Source organism: Mesorhizobium sp. USDA 4413, assembly GCF_056280365.1.
The window spans coordinates 5,404,104-5,424,479 of the sequence record NZ_JBVPRP010000001.1 but is presented as its reverse complement, the minus strand read 5'-3'; the positions used below and the strand labels follow the sequence as shown (position 1 = coordinate 5,424,479).

7 protein-coding genes are annotated in these 20,376 nt (G+C 64.6%); 5 read left to right on the top strand and 2 right to left on the bottom strand.

Translation table 11 applies throughout. The features are described from left to right. Positions 1 to 2: 2 nt before the first annotated feature. On the bottom strand, positions 3 to 2,093 hold the full coding sequence (gene pbpC, locus ACVMIM_RS26510) for a penicillin-binding protein 1C (protein WP_476115487.1): 2,091 nt from the start codon (positions 2,091 to 2,093) through the stop codon (positions 3 to 5). Positions 2,094 to 2,309: 216 nt separating this feature from the next. Then, entirely contained in the window at positions 2,310 to 7,790 is a 5,481-nt protein-coding gene (locus tag ACVMIM_RS26505) for an alpha-2-macroglobulin family protein (RefSeq protein ID WP_476115485.1), read from the bottom strand. 277 nt (positions 7,791 to 8,067) lie between these two features. Here ACVMIM_RS26505 and ACVMIM_RS26500 point away from each other — a divergent pair, with 277 nt between their 5' ends. The 5 genes from ACVMIM_RS26500 (at position 8,068) to ACVMIM_RS26480 (ending at position 20,336) form a co-directional block, all read left to right on the top strand. Then, complete coding sequence (locus ACVMIM_RS26500; RefSeq protein ID WP_476115483.1) at positions 8,068 to 9,996, top strand: autotransporter assembly complex protein TamA; 1,929 nt, start codon at positions 8,068 to 8,070, stop codon at positions 9,994 to 9,996. Between the two features lie 2 nt (positions 9,997 to 9,998). After that, positions 9,999 to 16,049, top strand: a complete 6,051-nt coding sequence (locus ACVMIM_RS26495) for a translocation/assembly module TamB domain-containing protein (protein ID WP_476115481.1) — start codon at positions 9,999 to 10,001, stop codon at positions 16,047 to 16,049. Positions 16,050 to 16,323: 274 nt separating this feature from the next. After that, positions 16,324 to 17,982, top strand: a complete 1,659-nt coding sequence (locus ACVMIM_RS26490) for an ABC transporter substrate-binding protein (RefSeq protein WP_040995922.1) — start codon at positions 16,324 to 16,326, stop codon at positions 17,980 to 17,982. Between the two features lie 150 nt (positions 17,983 to 18,132). Then, positions 18,133 to 19,167 carry an ABC transporter permease gene (locus ACVMIM_RS26485; RefSeq protein WP_040995920.1) on the top strand — a complete coding sequence of 345 codons (1,035 nt, stop codon included), beginning with the start codon at positions 18,133 to 18,135 and terminating at the stop codon, positions 19,165 to 19,167. A gap of 11 nt (positions 19,168 to 19,178) precedes the next feature. Next, a complete protein-coding gene (locus tag ACVMIM_RS26480; RefSeq protein WP_476115479.1) occupies positions 19,179 to 20,336 on the top strand; it encodes an ABC transporter permease in 1,158 nt (385 codons plus the stop codon). The last annotated feature ends 40 nt before the right edge of the window (positions 20,337 to 20,376 follow it).

The window sequence follows — 20,376 nt, the reverse complement described above, 5'->3', positions numbered from 1 at the left end:
TTCTACTCAACGAACACCTTCACGCTTGCCGCGCGGCCGGCGGCGTCGATCACGGTCAGCGTCGAATAGCCGGTGCCGTCCGGTTGCCAGGTGGCCGTGCGGCGGCGGTCGATGCCTGCGAGCGGCTTGCCGTTGGCGAGCCAGCGGAACGGCGCCCGGCCGCCCTGCAGCTTCAGCACCAGCGGCGTGGCCTCGGCCGAATTGGTGCCGAGATCCACGCGCGCGCCATTGGGCGGGAAGATGATGGTCGGCGCGGGCTCGGTGGCGATCGCCTGCACCAGCCCGTCCGATCCGGCGCCGAAGCGGGCAAGCGTTACCGGCAATTCCTCGCGCTTGGGGTTGAAGACACCCGGCGGCCGGCTGGGCAGCGGCACGCTGGCAAGGCCGGAACGGACGAAGCCTTCGAACAGAATGGGCGCCGCCGAGACATAGCCCGACAGGCCGGGGACGGGGCTGGCATCGGCGCGGCCGACCCACACACCCAGCACGTAGCGGCCGTCGAAGCCGACGGACCAGGCATCGCGATAGCCGTAGGACGTGCCGGTCTTGTAGGCGATGCCGCGCTGCATGGCGCCTTCAGGCGGCTTCACGCCGGACAGGATGTCGTTGATCTGCCAAGCCGCCTGGTCATCGAGGATGGTGGCGGTGGTGCGCTCCGCATTGGCCGGCTCGGTGCCGTCATGCAGCGTGTGCGTCTTGCCGCCATTGGCGAGCCCCGTATAGAGCTGCACCAGGTCGCGCAAGGTCACGCCGACGCCGCCTAGTCCGATCGCCAGGCCGGGCGCCTCGTTGACCGGCAGGATCGGGTTGACGCCGGCCTGGCGGAAACGCGCCGTCAGCCGTGCCGGGCCGACCGCGTCGAGCACGCGGATCGCCGGCACGTTGAGCGACAATTGCAGCGCCTGGCGGATCGAGACATCGCCCTGGTAGCCCATGTCGAAATTCTTCGGACGGTAGCCGCCGAAATCGGCAGGACTGTCCTCGATAATGGTTTCCTGCGCCACCAGTCCCTGCTCGAAGGCAAGCCCGTAGATGAAAGGCTTCAGCGTCGAGCCGGGTGAGCGCACCACCTTGGTCATATCGATCCAGCCGGAGCGGCTGGCGTCGAAGAAATTGGCGGAGCCGACCTCGCCGAGAATGTCGCCGGTGCGCGCATCGGCCATGACCATGGCGACGGAAAGTTTCGGCCCGAGCTTCCTGGCGGCATCCTTTGCCACCTGTTCCAGCCCTTGCTGCACGCTTTTGCGAATGGTGAGCTGCAGCGGCTTGCCGGGCACGGCTTTGGGCAGCATGGCATAGGAGGCATGCGCGGCCAGTGCCGGCAATTTTCTGCGCAGGCCGGAAACATCGTCCAGCGCGGCGCGCGCGGCTTCGCGTTCGCCGAGCAGGCCGGCCGAGACCATGCGGGTGAGCACGCGGTCGCGCGCGCTATGGGCGATGCCGAGATTGCGGTCGGGCCGGCGCCTTTCCGGCAATTGCGGCAGCGCGACCAGAAGGGCTGCCTCCGAGACAGTCAGCCGCTTCGGCTCCTTGCCGAAATAGGCGAGCGACGCGGCGCGTACGCCTTCGAGATTGCCGCCATAGGGCGCCAGCGTCAGGTAGCGCTCAAGGATTTCCTGCTTGGACAGACGCCGCTCGATCTGGATGGCGCGCAGCATCTGCTTGAGCTTGGAGCCGATACTGCGGCTATCACGCGGCTCGATCAGCCGGGCAAGCTGCATCGACAAGGTTGAGCCGCCGGAGACGATGTGACCGCTGGTGACGAGCTGGCCGGCGGCGCGGCACAGCGCCAGGACGTCGACGCCGCGATGGTCCCAGAAGCGCTTGTCTTCATAAGCGACCAGCATGTCGACGAACTGCCTGTCGACCTGGTCGAGCCGGGTATCGAGCCGCCAGTAGCCGTCCGGGGTGGCGAAGGCGCGCAGCAACTGGCCGTCGCGGTCCTGGACCTCGGTGGAGACCGTCAGCTTTGCCGGCAGCGGCGGCGGGAAGGCGCGGTCGAGTTCCCAGAGCGCGGCGATCGATGCGGCCGCAACGCAAGCAAGCGAGATGCCTGCAATCGCGGTGCGTCTGAGGAATTTTCTGGAGAGCATGGCGCTGCCCCTCATTGCCCTGCCGGGCATTTCTCCCCGTATAGTGACGGGGAGAAAGGGGCCTGCGCAGAGGCTTTCGCCAATTTCCAACCCTGCAGAATAGGTGCCGACGATCGCAACAATCCCCTTCTCCCCGTCATTATACGGGGAGAAGGTGCCGGTAGGCGGATGAGGGGCAGCGCCGTCGCCATCTTCATTTTCCTGCCATCGGCGAAATTATTCCGACTTCACCTCCATCACGCCGGTGGCGGTGCGGGCCGAGTATTGCGGCCGGTACATGTCCTCCACCGTCGCCGCCGGATGGGCGTAGGTGCCCGGGGTTACAGCGCGAACGACATAGGCCAGCGTGATGTTGCGGTCGCCGTCGCCTTCATTGGGGTTGAAGGCGGCGACGAAGCGGTCGTCGCGGAACTCCAGATGCGCGGCGTCGGTCTGCGCCAGCCAGGAGAAGTTCGACAATTGCGCACTGGAAACCAGGCTCGGATTGTCGATCTCGAAGCCGGCCGGCAACAGATCGGTGATCAGGAGCCGCGACGGCCATTTGTTTTGCTCATAGACCTTGAGCACGACCACATAGCGCTCGTTCTGCTTGGCTTCGGTGACGTTGGCCTCGGTGCCGTCGAGCTTGTAGTAGGTGCGATCGATGGTGAAGCCGTCGCCGCCGGCGGGCAACGGCTCGACCGGCGCGGCGACCGCCGTGACCACCGCCTGCAGCGGCGTCGCGCCGGTGTTGGCGATGGTGAGCGGGCTGTCGACGAGGCTGCTGCCGGCGATCTGGTCGGAATAGCCGCCCGAATGCGGCGCGCCGTTGACGGAAAGCGTGATGGAATCATTGCCTTCCTTCAGCGCCCGCGCGGCAAGCAGCATCCAGGATTCGTCCTGCGTGCTCGTCCAGCGGGCATCGGCGCGTGCCACGCCCACGAGCTTGATCAGCTGCGGCATGATGCTGGGCACCGGCTTCGATTCCGCCGCCAGCGCCAGCATCGCCGCGCCGTCACGCAGCCGCGAGCCATAGTCCGAGCGGAAGTAGTCGTAGTCGGTCTGCGACTGCGCCAGCCTGAGCGCCGTCTGGAAGGTGGCTTCCGAACGCTGCGTGTCGCCGTAGAGTGCCAAGCTCGCCGCCAACTGAGCGACGGCCATCGGGCTGGAGAAAGCTTCGAGCTGCGTATCCGCGTAATAACGCAGGTCGCCGATCGAAGCCTTCTTGTTGCGGGCAAGCACGTAGAGCGCATAGGCGATCTCGCTGCCCTTATCCTGGACGTCCTGGTCGTAGCCGAGCGAGTTCTGCAGGTTGTTGAGCGCCTGGTTCATCGCCAGCGCCGGCACATCGTATTTCTCCTCGCGCGCCCGGGTCAGGAACTCGGTGACGTAGGCGTCGAGCCACAGATCGCCGGAGCCCGGCCCCCAGAGGCCGAAACTGCCGCTTGACGACTGGTAGGACAGCACCTTGTAGATCGCATCCTGGATGCGGCCATGCAGGTCGGGGTCGTTCTCCATGCCGATGCTCTTGGCCATGTCGTTGACATAGAGCAGCGGCATGGCGCGGCTTGTCGTCTGCTCGGCGCAGCCATAGGGATAGCGGTCGAGCGACATCAGGAGCGACGGCACGTCGAGTGCGGAGGACTGCGAAACGCCGACACTGACCGAAGCGCCGTCGAGCACGCTGGCGGCCAGCAGCTCCTTATCGACCCGCAGCGAGCCGCCATGGGGCTTCAGGTCGACAACCATGCGGTTGGTGACCGGAAGCTGGGCCGGACGCACCGGCAGATGGAGCGTCTGCTCGACCTCCGTACCGTCGGTATGCGCGAGCTTGACCGTGACCGAGGCGTCGCCCGCGGTCTTCGCGACCAGCGGGAAGCTGAGCGACTGGCGCTTGCCCTGGGCGAGCGTCAGCTTCTCGGGCAGGGGCTTGTCGCCGGTCGAAAGATCGCCGGTCGTGGTGACAGACAGGGCGTAATCGCCGGCCGGGCCATCGGTATCGGCGATATCGAGGCGCATGGTCGCGGCATCGCCCGGCGCCAGGAAGCGCGGCAGGCCGGCGGTAATCACCACCGGATCGCGCACGATGACGTCGGTCTCAGCATGGCCGACGGCATCCTTGGTCCAGGCGACCGCCATGACGCGCACGGTGCCGTTGAACTGCGGGATGTCGAAGTCAATGCGGGCCTTGGCATTGGCATCGAGCTCGACCGGGCCGGAGAAGAAGGCGACCAGCTTTTCGGTCGGTGGGCTGCCCTGCGCCTGCATGTTCGCCCCGTCACCGCCGGTGCGTATCTTGCCCATGGTGCCGAGCGAGCCGTCGATCAGACGGCCATAGAGGTCGCGGATCTCAAGCCCCAGCATGCGCTGGCCGAAGAACCAGTCCTCCGGATCCGGCGCCTTGTAATTGGTGAGGTTGAGGATGCCGACATCGACGGCCGCCACCATCACATAGGCGTTGGTGCCAGCCTGAGCGCCGTTCACCGCAACGGGGATCGAGAGCTGCTGGCGCGGCACGGTCTTTTCCGGCGGTGTCAGCGTGACCGCCAGCTTCTTCGAGCCCGGATCGACCGACAGCCATTTGACGCCGATGGCGCGGGCCGGCATGCGCGATTCCTGCGCGTCGCCGGGCCGGAACAAAGTCGCCGTGACATAGGCGCCGGCGCCCCAGTCGTCGCCGACAGGGATGTCGACGGTGCCGCCGCCGGCGGGCACGGAAGCGGTAACCGTCTTCAACAGCTTCTCGGCGCCGATGGTGACCAGCAATTCGCCGGCAAAATGCGGCGAGACCTTCAGCCTGGCGACCTCGCCGGCAGCGTAAGTGTCCTTGTCGAGCGCGATCTCCAGGCCGTCGGGCGTCTCGGTTGTGGTCGAGGCGACGTACCAGCCGGCGTCGAACTCATAACTGGTCGCCGGACCATCTGGATCTGCGGTCTCGACCTCGAGCCGGTAACGGCCCCAGTCGACGGGAAGGGACACGGTCGCCTCGCCATCGGCCTTCAGGTCGACCGCGCCATTGGCGACCGCCTTGGTGAGGTTCACCGCCTCGTAGTTCCAGGAATTGTTTGAACGGTACCACTGATAATTCCGCTCGACCTTGACCAGCGACCACTGGGCGCCTTTCAGGTCCTCGCGCTTGCCGTTCGGGTCGACGGCGATGATGCTGAATTTGGCGGTTCCGCCTTGCGGCACCTCATCGCCTTCGAAATCCGGCCGGATGCCGATGACGTCGCGCTGCGGGCGAACGCCGATGTCGAGCGAGCGCTCGACGGCGCGGCCGCCGGCCTCGCGCATGCGCACGGTGACCTTGGCGTTGACCAGCTTGGTGGTCGCCGGCAACTGGTCGATGGTGATCGGGAAGGTCGCCTTGCCGTCGTCGCCGACGACCGGAAGATTGGCGAGAGGCGTCACGGTCGGCTCGCTCGACTGCTCGTCGGCCAGACCGAAAGTGAAGTCCTTGAAGCTGTCCCAGCTACTGGTGATCGACAGTGTCATCTCGCCTTCAAGGGCGAGGCCCGCGGCCGGCGCGCCATAGAGGAAGCGGCCGTCGACGGTGGCGTTGGCGGTCCCGCCCTGGGCGATCTCCTTCTTGTCGGCGGTCAGATCGAATTCGATGCGATCCGGCACGAAATCCTCGACCAGGAACATCTGGCTGGCGACCGGCGCCTGCTTGGGATCGGTGTAGATCGACACCGTCCAGGTGCCGCGCATGGCGTTTGCCTCGAGCGGCAGATCGACGGCATGCCCGCCGGCGGACTCGCCATTGCTGACGATGCGACGGTTCTCGACGCCGTCGGGACGGGTGAAGATGAAGGTGAGCGGCAAGTTCTCGACCGCTTTTGCCGCGCCGTCGCGGGCAAGGGCGGCGACCTGCACATCCTCGCCGGCGCGGTAGATGCCGCGCTCGGTCCAGGCATAGACGTCGAGCGCGCCTGGCGAGGCACGCCCCGCGACGCCGCGATCCGACAGGTCGAAACCGGCCTTGCCCATGTCGAGGAAGACGAAGTCGTTGTCACCCTGCTTGGCCATCAGCACCGCCGGCACCATGCCGTTTTCGCCGCGCGTCAGGCCTGGATTGAACACAGCGTGGCCCTCGGCATCGGTGGTCGCGGTGCCGAGGATTTCGTTGTTCTTGGCAAGCAGCGTCAGTTCGGCGCCGGAAATCGGCTTGGCCGATCCCAGCGAACGGGCAAAAACGTTGAGGCCGTCCTGGCCGGTATAGGTGGAAAGGCCGATGTCGGAGACGACGAACCACTGCGTGGCGCGCGAACCATAATCGTCGCTCTTGTCGTCGACCGGTTGCGCGGTCAGCACATAGACGCCGGGCTTGCGCTGCGGGATCGCCTCATCCACCGGGAATGAAGTGGTAACCTCCTTATTGAGATCATTGGCGATATCGAGCGTGCCCGACCAGACGGGGGCGCCCATCTGGTCCGAAATGGTGGAGACGTCATAGCCATCGAGCTGATGCAGGAACTGATAGCCGGACAGAAGCTGCGCCAGCGAACGATCGCCGATGCGGTAGAGCGTCATCTTGGCGGCGTTCATGTTGACGGTGACGACCGGAATGCCGCGGCGGGCGCCTGCCGGCAGCACGAAGCTGTCGCCGGTGAAGCGGGCGGACGGGGCGCGATCCTGGACATAGATCGACAGCACGACGGGCGCGGCGATCGTTTCGCCGATCGCCGCTGGCAGGCCGGCGCGGAAGGTCACGTCATAATGCTGGCCGTGTTCAAGACCCTCGACGCAAATCTGCTTGTCCTTGGCCTCAACGGCCTTGGGCGCGGCGTTGTCGACGGTGACGAACTGCGAATAGTCGACGCCGGTCTTGACCAGCTCCTCGGAGAACTGAGCGCAGATGCGCGGCGAGGAGGAATCGGCATCGACGGTGTGCTCGACGACGCGAAAGCCCTTGCGCGCCTTGAGGTCGGCATAGTCGGCCTGGACGGCGGGCGAGCTCACCAGCGCAAGGCTCGCCTCATAGGCCTGCAGCGAAGGCCGGTAGAGATCGCGCTTGTCGAGGCCGGCGGCAAGCAGCGCCAACGCCTCGGCGCGGGTCTTTGCCGTGCGCGCCAGCTTGTAGGCGTTGAAAGCTGCCGAGGTGGCGTTCATCGGCAAAGTCGCGGGTTCGGTGGTGTTCGACGCCGGCTCCACGGCGAGTATTTCGCGCGCCAGCGCCAGCCAGAGCGCGCCGTCGTCGGGCAGAACGGAGATCGCGGCCTGGTATTTCTGCATGGCGAGGCGATGGTCGCCGGTAAGCGATGCCTGCTCGGCGGCGGCCTGCAGGGCGGCAAGGCCCTCGGTCGGCTTGTCATAGGCCGGGTCGGTCAGCTTGTTGCGGAACTGCTGGGCCTGGTCGGCCATCCAGTTCGGGAAAAAGGCCAGAGCCGGCGGAGCGCCGATATCGGGGTCGCCATCGACATTCGCGACCTTGCCGGCGACGGCACCGGTGAAGGATTTCAACTGGTTATAGTCGGATTTGAGAAAACACCATTTGGCCTTGGTGTTGTAGGTGAAAGCGCGGCACGCGGGGTCGCCGAGGCAGCTTGTCTTGCATTGGTCGAGGCTGACATTCTGCTCCGACCTGAGGTCGAAACCGAAATAATCGGAATTGTCGGTCGTCACGATTCGCCGGGCTTCGGCCGCAAAAGCCGCCCCGCCCAAGGCGAAAAAGATGAGAAGAAGGAAAGAGAGACCACGAGCCGCGCGCATTGCCATACCACCCTCCAGACATCGCCAGCGTCCGGGCATGATCAAGCTTCGTGCAGGCTTGTCAACGCCGGAACGCCGCAGGTTTATCACCCGCGAACGGTTTCCATGCCGGCCAAAGGCCGGTATTTCGACAGAACCTCTGTGAGACGGATCACACTTTCTTGCGGAATCGCAAAAGGTGTGAATTCCAAGCCCATTCTATTTCAGACAATTGGATTGTGGCCCCTTTACGAACGTTGCGGAACTTCATTCCAATTTTAGTTTTGTCGACTAGGTTGTCTTAATGCCGGCGCGTGAAGTGCAGATGTCAGGAGGGTTCGCGCCAGGGCGCGGGCTTCCGCGCGCCCTGCTTTTCGCGCTCGTCTGCTCGACGGTGCTGGCCGCTGAGGTGCGGCAGGCGGCGGCTTTCGAGATTTTCGGCATCAAGCTTTGGGGCTCGTCCAAGGACGAGGATGCCGACATCGTCGATCCGCTGCGCTATTCGGTGACGATCAATGCGCCTGACGCCGACAAGGATCTGATCAAGAGGCTGGAAAACGCCTCGGCGCTGAAAAACGACGAGGAGCATCCGGTGTCGGGGTCGCTCGGCCTGATGGCCAAGGCACGCGGCGACCGCGAGCAACTCGTCGCCGCCCTCTACGCCGATGCCCGCTACGAGGGCGTGGTGACTATCACGATCGAGGGCAAGTCGATCGACGAATTGCCGCCGGATGCCGAGTTCAAGGGGCCGCAGCCCATTCCGGTGGTCATTACGGTTTCTCCCGGAGCGAAATTCACGTTGGGCAACATCCGGCTGAAGGGTGATGCGGCGGGGTTGGCGGCAGCCGATTTCGGCCTGATCGCCGGCGGCGACGCCGGCTCGGGCGCGGTGCTCAAGGCCGAAGCGCTGATCGTGCGGGCGCTGAAGGAAGAGGGCAGGCCGCTTGCCAAGGTGACCGACCGCGAGATCGTCGCCGAACACACCAGCTCGACGCTGGACGTGACGCTGACGGTGGCCGCCGGCCCGGTCGCCGGCTATGGCGACACGACGGTAGTGGGCACGGAAAAGGTCGATCGCGACTTCACCGAATACATGACCGGGCTGAAACGGGGCCAGCAATATTCGCCGCAGGAGATCGACGATGCCCGCGACAGGCTGCTCGGCCTCGAGGTCTTCAACAGCGTGACCATCAAGGAAGGCGAAAAGCTTGACGCCAACGGCAATATTCCGATCGATGTCCAGGTCAGCGAGCGCAAGCCGCGCTTCTTCGGCGTGGGCGGCACCTTCTCCAACACGGAAGGCCTGGGGCTCGAAGGCTATTGGGGCCATCGCAACCTGTTCGGACAAGCCGAGAAGCTGCGTTTCGACGGCTCGATCAGCGGCATCGGCAGCAACAGCATTTCGGCGCTCAATTACAATGCCGGCGTCATGTTCGAAAAGCCGGGCGTGCTCGGGCCGACATCGAAATTCTTCACCGGCATCAAGACGGTCTTCGAACATCCCGACGCCTACGACCATTTCTCGGTCAAGGGCGACGTGGGCGTCTCCTACGACCTCGACAAAAAGCAGCGGGTCTCGGCCGAGTTCGACCTCGATTATTCGCGGATCACCGACGCCTTCGGCAAGCACACCTATCTGATCGCCAGCGTGCCGCTGCAATATGTCTACGACAGCCGGGACGACAAGCTGAACCCGACCAGGGGGTTCCGCTTCCTCGCCTATGCCGAGCCGAGCTACGACATATTGAACGGCGCCACCTTCCTGAAGCTGAAGGGCGAGGGCTACACCTACCAGTCGCTCGACACGGCAAGCCGGTTCGTGCTCGCCGAGCGCGCCACGCTGGGCTCGATCGTCGGCACCGGGCTGCAGAACGTGCCGGCCGACCGGCGCTTCTATTCCGGCGGCGGCGGCTCGGTGCGCGGCTATTCCTACCAGGGCATCGGCCCGAAGAACATTGACGGCCAGCCGATCGGCGGCCTCTCCTTCTTCGAAACTTCGGTCGAGATGCGCATCGGCGTTACCGACACGATCGGCATCGTGCCCTTCGTCGATGCCGGCACGGTCTCGACCAAATCCTTTCCCGATTTCTCGAATGTGAAGGTCGGCGCCGGCGTCGGCCTGCGCTATATTACGCCGTTCGGACCGCTGCGCATTGACGCGGCCGTGCCGCTCAACCGCGATCCGGGCGATCCGCATGTGGGCATTTATGCCGGCATCGGTCAGGCGTTCTGACAATGAAGATTTTCTGGCGCGTCCTTCGCATCTTAATCTACACGCTGCTTCTGCCGCTGGTGGTGGCGATCGGCGCACTGGTCGTTTTGACCGGCACCGAAGGCGGCCGCCAGAATCTTGCCAGCCTGATTTCGAAGATGGCCTCCAACGAGGACCGCAAGATCACGGTCGCCGGCATCGAAGGCATCTGGTCGGGTGCGCTTAGGGTGGACCACGTCGTGCTGGAAGACCGCGCCGGCCCCTGGATGGTGGCGCGCAAGGTGGCGCTCGACTGGTCGCCGACGGCGCTGCTGTCCAGGAATTTCAGTGCCGATCGTTTTGCCGCCGAGCGCATCGAGCTGGCGCGGTTGCCGCAGCCGAGCCAGCAGCCATCGCAAGGCGGCTCGACGAGCCTGCCGGTGTCGATCGACGTGAAGCGGATCGATCTGCCGGAGATCGCGCTGGGACAGGAGCTTGCCGGCAGCGGCATCGCCGAGCTGGCCGCCAAGGGCTCGCTCAAGGCCGATCCGTCGCCTCTGGCGTTCGAAAGCGTGCTCAATGTTTCCCGCCATGACGGCAAGCAAGGCAACGTCGACGCCAAGATCCACTTTGCGCCGGCTGACAACAAGCTCGACCTCGATCTCAAGGCGTCGGAGCCGGCCGGCGGCATCATCGCCAATCTGCTCAAGCTGCCGGATGCGCCGCCCGTCAACATCGTCGTTTCCGGCAGCGGGCCCTTGGCCAATTGGAGCGGCGTCGGCACCTTCATGGTCGATGGCCGGATCGTCAGCCAGCTGACCGGCCGGCACCAGCTCACCGACAAGGGCCACCGCGTCGAGGCCAAGGGAGACGGCGAGTTCGAAGGATTCCTGCCGGAGAAGATAAAGGCGCTGTTTGCCGGCAAGACGCGCTTCGACCTGGCCGGAACGGCGACCGCATCGGGTGGGATTGATATCGAGCAGGCCACCATAGAGAGCGATTCCGTGCACGGCGCCGCGACCGGCAATGTCGATCCGAAGGGCGCCAGCGACCTGGCGGTCGAGCTCTCCGCCAAGGACAAACCCGTCACCGTCGATGTCGGCAACAGCGCGGTTCCGATCCTGGTCGCGGTCGAAAAGGCCACGGTGCGTGCCTTCGGCGACGGCAAGGCGCCGATGGTCGATATCGGCACGTCGCTTACTTCGGTCGCCGTCGGCGGCACCCAGCTCAACAATATTACAGGCGACATCCATTCCGACGGCTTCGATGTCGAGACCCTTAGCGGCCCCGTCAGCATCAAGCTCGCGGCCGCCGGTCTGAAGACCGATGTGGCGACGCTGGCGCCGCTGGTGACCGGCAAGCTCGCGGCGGATCTTTCCGGCACGATCAGCCGCGAGACCGTGATCATCGACAAAGGCACCTTGCGCAGCGATGCGCTCAATGCCGGGCTGACAGCAAATGTGGCGTTGGCCGACCTGTCGATGACGCTGAAAATGAATGCCGACGCCGTCTCGAAGGCATTGCCGCCGCAGATCAGCTCGCTGCTTGGCGAGCGGGTGAAATTCTCGGCCACCGCCACGCGCGATCCGCAAGGCGCGTTCGCCGCCAACTCGCTGGAGATCAGCTCCGGCTCGCTCAGCGCCAGCGGCACAGGCAGCATGCAAGGAATGGATATCCAGGCCAGCGTCAGGGGCACATTAGGCGACGTCTCGCCGCTGTCGTCGCTCGCTGGCACGCCGCTCGCGGGCAGGGTCAATTTCGCGCTGAGCGCAAGCGGTCCGCGCTTGGCGCCGGATTTTACGGTGTCGGCCGACAGCGCCAGCCTGACGGCGGCCGGCCGCACGGTGAAGGACATCAAGCTCTCGGCCAAGGGCAAGGCCGATGTCGCCAATCCGACCGCCGAAATCTCGCTGACCGGCAATGCCGAGGGGCAGGCGCTCGACATCGATGCCTCGCTGGTGACCGCCGACGGCAAGCGCTCGATCAAAGGCCTCAGCCTGGCGCTCGGCGACAACAAGGTGTCGGGCGATCTCGTGCTCGACGACAAATTGCTGCCGCTCGGCACGCTCACGCTCGCCGTGCCCGACATCGGACCGCTCGCAGCACTCGCGGATCAGGCCGCCACCGGGGACATCAACGGCACGATCGCCTTTGCCAAGGACGGCGAGGCGCCGACCGTCACCATCAACGCGGCCAGCACGTCGATCGCGCGCGGCGATCTGGCGGCGAAAGCCATCACCGTCAACGCGCTGATCGCCAACTACCTGAAAGGGCCGGCCATCTCAGGCACGATCAAGGCCGACAGCGTGACCTCCGGCAGCACGGTCATCAGCGGCATCGGCATCGATTTGAAGCGCGACGGCGACTGGACCAATTTTACCGGCGGCGCAACAGCGTCCGGGATTCCGGCGACCGCCACCGGGCGGGTGAAGATAGCCAACGGCACGACGAGCGTGGAAATCACGTCCGGCGAAGCGACGGTGCGCGGCATCAAGGCGGCCATCGCCGAGCCTTCCAGCCTCTCGATCGCCAATGGCGTAACTTCCATCGAGAAGCTCGCGCTCAATCTCGGCGGCGGCTCGGCGACGGTTTCCGGCAGCGCCGGCCAGACCTTGGACCTCACGGCCAACCTCGCCAATCTCCCGGTGGCGCTCGCCAACGATTTCGTGCCTGGCCTCGATGGGGCCGGAACGGTGGAAGGCACGGCACATGTCACGGGTCCGTCGTCTAATCCCGACGTGCAGTTCAACGTGAAAGTGGCGGGCGCCGAGACCAGCCAGACCCGGCAGGCTGGGCTCGGGCCACTGGATCTGGACGCTGCCGGCATCTACACGCTGGCCGGCGGCGTAGCCCTCGACCACGCCACGTTGTCGGGCGAAGGGATTTCCGGCAAGGCCGCCGGCACCCTCAACCCGAATGGCGCCAGCGATTTCTCCCTCGACCTCACATCGTCCGGACCCAGCCTGCCGTTGACGGTCGGCGGTGCTGAAAGCCCAATCAAGATCGCGGTCCAGTCCTTGTCGGCAAAGATGGCGGGCGAGAGCACGCAAGCGCGGCTCGATGTGTCCGCCATCCTGCCGTCCATTGCCGCCAGCCAGGCTAAGGTGGACGGTCTCACCCTGATGCTGCATTCGGATGCCTTCGACCTCAAGGCTCGGGCGGGTCCGGTCTCGGGCACGGTGTCGGTGGACAGGATCGGCCTCGACAATCCCATGCTCGCGCCGCTGATCGCCGGCAAGGTCACGGCGAAGGTCAATGGTCGATTGGCACCCGATTCCGTCGCCGTCAACAGCGGCTCCTTCAAGAGCGATGCGCTCAACAGCCAGGTCGCCGGCCGGATATCGCTTGGCGACGGCGCGGTCGATCTCAACGTAAAGGCCGATGTCGCTTCTTCCGCCTTGCCGGCCGCGGTGCGCGGCATGCTTAGCGAGCGCGCTGAGTTGAGCGCCGCGCTGAAGCGCGATGCCAATGGCAATGTCAATGTCGACAGCCTGAGGCTGAATTCGGGAGCACTCAGCGCCGACGGGCAGGCGAGCCTTGCCGACAGCAAGCTTGCCGCCGACATCAGGGGTGCGCTGAGCGACGTTTCAGGGCTGTCGAAGGACGCCAAGGGCGCCATCGCCTTTGCCCTGAATGCGCAAGGCCCGGTCACCGCGCCCGACCTGTCGATGACGGTGAGCAGCGACCGGCTTTCGGTGGCGGCGCGCGAGATCACGGGGCTGAAGCTCACGGCCAGCGGCAAGGCCGATGCCGCCAATCCGGCGGCCAATGTTGAGCTCACCGGCAATGTTGCCGGGGAAAATTTGCAAGGCAGTGCGGTGCTCGCCACGACCAATGGCAGCCGCGCGATCAACGGGCTTCTTCTCTCGCTCGGCCCGAACAAGATATCGGGCGATCTCGCCCTCGACGACGCCTTCGTGCCGGTCGGCACCGTTTCGCTCGACCTGCCCGATATCGGGCCGCTGGCCGCGCTGGCATTGGAAAAGGCCGAGGGCAATGTGCGCGGCACGATCGCCTTCTCCAAGACCGCCAACGGGCCGAATGTCGTGGTCAAGGCGAACACCTCGGAGATCAAGCGCGGCGATCTCTCGGCCAGGAATGTCGCGATCGACGCGCAGGTCGCGAATTACATGGCAGCGCCAGTGATCGCCGGCACGGTGCGGGCCGATAACGTGACTTCCGGAGGCACCGCCATCACCGGCATCGACGTCGATCTCAAGCGCGACGGCGACTGGACCGGTTTTTCTGGCGGCGCTACCGTCAAGAACATTCCGGCCAAGGCCGCCGGCCGCGTGAAGGTCGCCAACGGCACGACGACCGTCGAGCTCGCATCTGGGCAGGCGACCGTGCAGGGCATCAAGGCCGCGATCGCGCAGGCCTCGACGATCACCGTCGCCACGGGTGTGACGACGCTCGACCGGCTGGTGCTCAACCTCGGCGGCGGCACGGCGACGGTGACGGGAAAGGTCGCGCAGGCGCTCGACATCAACGCCAATCTGGCGAGGGTGCCGATCTCGCTCGCCAACAGCTTCTCGCCGGGTCTCGACGCGGCCGGCTCGGTCTCGGGCACGGTCAAGGTCACCGGCGCGCCGGCGACCCCCTCGGTCGCCTTCAACATCGATGCCGCCGGCGTGCAGACCTCGCAGACGCGCGGCGCCGGCCTGGGCGGCATGAATGTGTCGTCCTCGGGAACCTTTGTCGGCAACAAGCTCGCCTTCGACGCCAACATCAGCGACGGCGCCGGCCTCGGCCTCAAGGGCGGCGGCACCGTGAGCACGGCAGGCACGCCCACCTTGGCGCTCGACTTCAAGGGCAAGGTGCCGTTTTCCTTCCTTGCCGCCAAGCTCGCCGCGCAAGGTCTGGCGCTCAACGGCACCGCCAATGTCGATGTGCAGGTGCGTGGTCCTGCATCCGCGCCGGTGATCAGCGGCAAAGTCACGACATCCGGCGCGCGCCTCATCGATGCGCGCTCCGGCCTGGCGGTGAACGACATCGCGGCGGACGTCTCGATCGCCAGCAGCGTCGCCAGGATCAACCGGCTGAGCGGCACGCTTTCGACGCGCGGCAATCTCTCGGCGAGCGGCACGGTGAGCATCACGCCGGCGCAAGGCTTCCCGGCCGATCTGTCGATCAAGCTCACCGATGGCCGCTACACCGACGGGCGAGTGGTGACCGCCAATCTCGGCGGCGACCTGACCATCAAGGGGCCGCTGGTCTCCGCGCCGGTGATCGCCGGCACGATCAACCTGGCGAGAACGGTCATCACCGTTCCGGACAAACTGCCGGGGTCGCTTTCGGAACTCAACGTCAAACATAGGAATGCGCCTCGCGCCGTGCGGGCACAGGACAAGGCGTTGCACCCGGCCACATCCAGCGGCGGCAATAGCGGCAGCGGGCTCACCCTCGATCTGACAGTGAACGCGCCCAACCAGATTTTCATCCAGGGCAGGGGCGTCGACGCCGAACTGGGCGGATCGCTCAAACTTACCGGCCCGGCGTCGTCACCGCAGGCCGTGGGCACCTTCACCTTGCAGCGCGGGCGGCTAAGTATCCTCGCCAAGCGGCTGACATTCACGGAGGGTACGGTCGGGTTCCAGGGATCGCTGGTGCCTTACCTCAATCTCACGGCGACCACGACGACAAGCAGCGCCACCGTGACGATCGTGGTTTCCGGCGAGGCGACCAACCCGAAATTCAACTTCTCCTCTGTTCCGGCGCTGCCCGAGGATGAGGTGCTGGCACAGCTTATCTTCGGCCGCTCGATGTCGAATCTTTCGCCGCTGCAGATCGCCCAACTCGCCGACGCTGCCGCGCAATTGGCAGGCGCCGGCGGCACGACGTCGCTGCTCGACAACCTGCGCAACGCGATCGGCATCGACGACCTTGACGTGACGACGGACGAGAAGGGCGGCACTGCGGTTTCGGCCGGCAAATACCTCAACGACCGCACCTATGTGACTATACAGAAGGGCGACAAGCCAGGTTCCGGCAAGGCTACGATCGACCTCGATGTCGGGCGCGGCGTGAAGCTGCGCGGCGAGGCCAACGACGCGGGAGAAGCCAAGGGCGGCGTCTTCTACGAACGCGAATATTGAGGCCGCGCCGGCGTTCCTCTGCGAACCAGCGGGCCGTCCGCCCGCGTAGTGAACTCGCCATCCGTGTAAAATGTATTGATTTAATCGCCGCGACGATTTTTTGGGAAATCCGCGTCGCGATAACAAATTTGCGTCAAGACTGTCGCTATCGCGCGAACCGGGTTGCGGCCAAAGATGCACATTCCCTGGCATGTTCCTGCTCCACACCGTCTTTTGACAACGCGGTCTGGATGCGGAATGTTAAAAGGCGGAAAGCCAACAATGGGAGCAAGTCATGGCAATCTACAAAAGCAATGGTGATCGTGTTCCGGATCACATCCTGAAAATGGCCGAAGAAGCCAAGACGGGTAATGTGGACCGGCGCGAATTTCTGGCTTTGGCCAGCGTCTTCGGCGCATCGACGGCAATGGCCTACGGCATGCTCGGCCTCGCCGCGCCGACCACGGCCCGGGCCGAGGACGTGCAGGGCAAGAAGGGCGGAGTGATCAAGGTCGCGATGTCGATCAAGGATCCGAAGGATCCGCGCACCGCAGACTGGTCCGAAATCGCCAATGCCGAGCGTCAGGCGCTCGAGCCGCTGGTGAAATACACGAAGGAATATACCTTCGCGCCCTACCTCCTGGAGAGCTGGGACATCAATGACGACGCCACCGAATACACGCTGCATGTGCGGCCGGGCGTCGAATGGAACAACGGCGACAAGTTCACCGCCGACGACGTGATCTACAATTTCACCCGCTGGGCCGACAAGGCGGCGGAAGGCAACTCGATGCCTGGCCGCCTCGGCAGCCTCGTCGACGACACGACCAAGAAGCTGCGCGAAGGCTCCGTCGTCAAGGTCGACGACATGACGATCAAGCTCAAGCTGACCAAGCCCGACATCGCCATCATCCCGAACCTGTGCGACTATCCGGCGCTGGTCGTGCACAAGACCTTCGACGAGAAGGGCGCCAACTTCAAGAACTGCCCGATCGGCACCGGTCCGTTCGAGCTGGTCTCCTACGATGTTGGCCAGAAGGTGGTCTACAAGCGCCGCACGACCGGCAAGTGGTGGCAGGGCGAAGCCTTCCTCGATGGCGTCGAGTTCATCGACTACGGCACTGATCCGGCCGCGACCGTCTCGGCTTTCGAATCGGGCGAAGTCCAGACCAACCACGAAACGACCGCCGACTATATCAAGATCATCGCGGATGTCGGCGCTCCGGTATCGGAAGTCGTGACGGCGGCCACCGTGGTGTCGCGCTTCAACGTCACCCACAAGCCCTATGACAACCAGAAGGTTCGTCAGGCGATGCTGCTTGCCGTCGACAACGCAACCGTCTTGCAACTCGGCTACGGCAATGCCGGGACGCCTGCCGAAAACCACCATGTCGCGCCGATCCATCCGGAATATGTCAAGCTTCCGGAGGTCAAGCGCGACATCGCCAAGGCCAAGCAGATGCTGACGGAAGCCGGCGCGATCGATTTCGAGCACGAGCTGATCAGCAATGACGAGGACTACCACAAGAACACCACGGACGCGATCGCGGCGCAGTTGCGCGAAGCCGGCATCAAGGTGAAGCGCACCGTGCTGCCGAGCTCGACCTTCTGGAACGACTGGACGAAGTATCCGTTCTCGGAAACCAACTGGAACATGCGTCCGCTGGGCATCCAGGTGATCGCCATCGCGTATCGCACCGGCGAAGCGTGGAACGAGACGGCCTATTCCAATCCGGAATTCGACAAGAAGGTCAACGAGGCGCTCGGCATCGCCGATGCGGAGAAGCGCAAGGTTGTGATGAAGGATATCGAGCAGATCCTGCAGGATTCCGGCATCATCATTCAGCCTTACTGGCGCAAGCTCTACATCAACATCAAGCCCGAGGTGAAGAACCACTCGATGCACCCCACCTACGAGCACGACTTCGGCAAGGTCTGGCTCGACCAGGCGTGATCCATGGCGGGATGAATACGAGGGGCAGCCGCCCCTCGTATTTGCAGCCTCGTTGCCGCTGCATGACCTGCAGCGGCGGCGGGGCGCCATCCGCATTACGAAACAGGGTTGAACGCATCTGACCCCAACCCGGCCGGCAGGGGGGCACACATGTTCTCATTCATCGCCAGACGCATCGGCACGATCCTGCTCACGATGCTGTGCCTGACGCTGGTCGTCTTCTTCCTCGTCAATCTCGAGCCCAATCTGAAGAAGCTGGCGATCAGCCAGACCGAGATGCACACGCCCGCCGACCAGCTTGAAAGCTGGCTGGTCAATCACGGCTATCGGCAGAATTTCTTCCTGCGTTACGGCCAGTGGCTGGGCGTCCTGCCGAAGCATCCAATCACCGATCCGGCGACCGGCAAGACCACGCAGCGCTTCTCCTTCTGCAACGACCCCACGGAGCCGCAATTCTCCGGCGTGCTGCAGGGCGATTTCGGCTGCTCGACCAAGTTCAAGACGACGGTCGCCGCCAAGCTTTTCCCGGCGCTTGGCGCCACCGGATTGCTGATGTTCTGGGTGCTGGCGGTGATGGTGCCGATCTCGCTGCTGATCGGGATTCTCGCCGGCATGCGCGAAGGCTCGCGCACCGACCGCGTGCTGTCGGTCGCATCGATCGCCTCGACGGCGACGCCTGAATATGTGTCGGGCGTCATCTTCACCGTCATCTTCGCCTCGTGGCTCGGCTGGCTGAACGGCTCGGCGGCGTCCGCCAGCCAGGGCATCACCTTCTACAATTTCACCCTGCCGGTGATCACGCTGGCGATCTACGGCACAGGCTACATCGCGCGCATGACGCGCGCCTCGATGGTCGAAGTGATGACGCAGCAATACATCCGCACCGCCCGGCTGAAGGGCCTGTCCTTCAGCAGCGTGGTCATCAAGCACGCGTTGCGCAACGCGCTGATCGCGCCGTTCACCGTCATCATGCTGCAGTTCCCGTGGCTGCTCACCGGCGTCGTCATCGTCGAGGTGATGTTCCGCTACCAGGGCTTCGGATACACGCTGGTCGAAGCCGCCGGCAACAACGATATCGACCTGCTGCTCGGCTGCTCGCTGGTCTCGGTGTTCATCGTGCTGATCACACAGCTCATCTCGGATGTCGGCTACGCGTTTCTCAATCCGCGTATCAGGGTTCAGTAGGGGCAGGGCCGATGCAAACGGAATATATCAGCGCCTTCGATGTGGTTATCGGCGTGCTCTGGCGCTTCTGGCCGGTCTGGGTCGCGCTCATCCTGGTGATGGGCGGGAGCTTTAGCTACCGGAGGAAGCTCGGGCTCTACGGCCAGCTCTTCGACAGCGGCGTCGGCATTGCCGGTGTCTTCATCTGCCTGTTCTGGCTGTTCACGGCGATCTTCGCCTCCACCATCTCGCCCTTCGACCCGCTGGCGCAGGTCTCGGTGATGAAGGACACGCTGCCCGGCGCGATCGAACCGGCGTCGAAGCTCATCTACTATTTCGGCGGCGACAAGCTTGCGCGCGACGTGTTCTCGCGCATGGTCTATGGCAGCCAGATCGTTCTGATCATCGCGCCGGCCGCCACCGGCTTCGCGCTGATGGTGGGAATCACGCTCGGCCTGCCGGCCGGCTATTATGGCGGCAAGATCGACACGCTGCTGTCGTTCCTCGCCAATCTGGTGCTGGCCTTTCCGGTGATCCTGTTGTTCTATCTGCTGGTGACGCCGGGCATCATGGACACGCCGATCCCCTATGCGATGGCGGGACTGTTCTTCCTGTTCCCCATCATCTTCTTCTGCGTCCTGTTCTGGACCCGCTACAAGAACCGGCCGGACCGGCTCTATATCATGCTTGGCATCACGCTGGTTGTCGGCGGCTGGATCTATGCGGGCCTGGTCTTCGACAAGGATCCGCTGCATATCGTCCACATCGATCCCAACCAGCTCAACATCTTCGTGGCGGTGGTGTTCGCCTCCAGCCCCGGCGTGTTCCGCATCGTGCGCGGGCTGACCATGGACATCAAGACGCGCGACTATGTGGCGGCGGCGCAGACACGCGGTGAATCGCCGTGGTACATCATGCTGTGGGAGATCCTGCCCAATGCGCGCGGTCCGCTGATCGTCGATGCCTGTTTGCGCATCGGCTATACGACGATCCTGCTCGGAACGCTCGGCTATTTCGGCCTGGGCCTCGCGCCGGAAAGTCCCGACTGGGGCACCGCGATCAAGGACGCCAGTCGGCTGTTGCGTTCCTTCATCCACCCCGCGCTGCCGCCGACGATCGCCCTGATGTCGTTCGTGCTGGGGCTGAACCTTTTGGCGGATTCGCTGCGCGAACAGTCGATGAAGGATTGATGGCGGGGGCCTAGGCCCTACCTGCTGGAACAATTTAGGA

What these genes read in the sequence shown, in the direction of transcription:
- ACVMIM_RS26495 (WP_476115481.1), top strand. Translation starts at nt 9,999, where the DNA reads ATGAAGATTTTCTGGCGCGTCCTTCGCATCTTAATCTACACGCTGCTT.
- ACVMIM_RS26480 (WP_476115479.1), top strand. Translation starts at nt 19,179, where the DNA reads ATGCAAACGGAATATATCAGCGCCTTCGATGTGGTTATCGGCGTGCTC.
- ACVMIM_RS26490 (WP_040995922.1), top strand. Translation starts at nt 16,324, where the DNA reads ATGGCAATCTACAAAAGCAATGGTGATCGTGTTCCGGATCACATCCTG.
- ACVMIM_RS26485 (WP_040995920.1), top strand. Translation starts at nt 18,133, where the DNA reads ATGTTCTCATTCATCGCCAGACGCATCGGCACGATCCTGCTCACGATG.
- ACVMIM_RS26500 (WP_476115483.1), top strand. Translation starts at nt 8,068, where the DNA reads ATGCCGGCGCGTGAAGTGCAGATGTCAGGAGGGTTCGCGCCAGGGCGC.
- ACVMIM_RS26505 (WP_476115485.1), bottom strand. Translation starts at nt 7,790, where the DNA reads ATGGCAATGCGCGCGGCTCGTGGTCTCTCTTTCCTTCTTCTCATCTTT.
- pbpC (WP_476115487.1), bottom strand. Translation starts at nt 2,093, where the DNA reads ATGCTCTCCAGAAAATTCCTCAGACGCACCGCGATTGCAGGCATCTCG.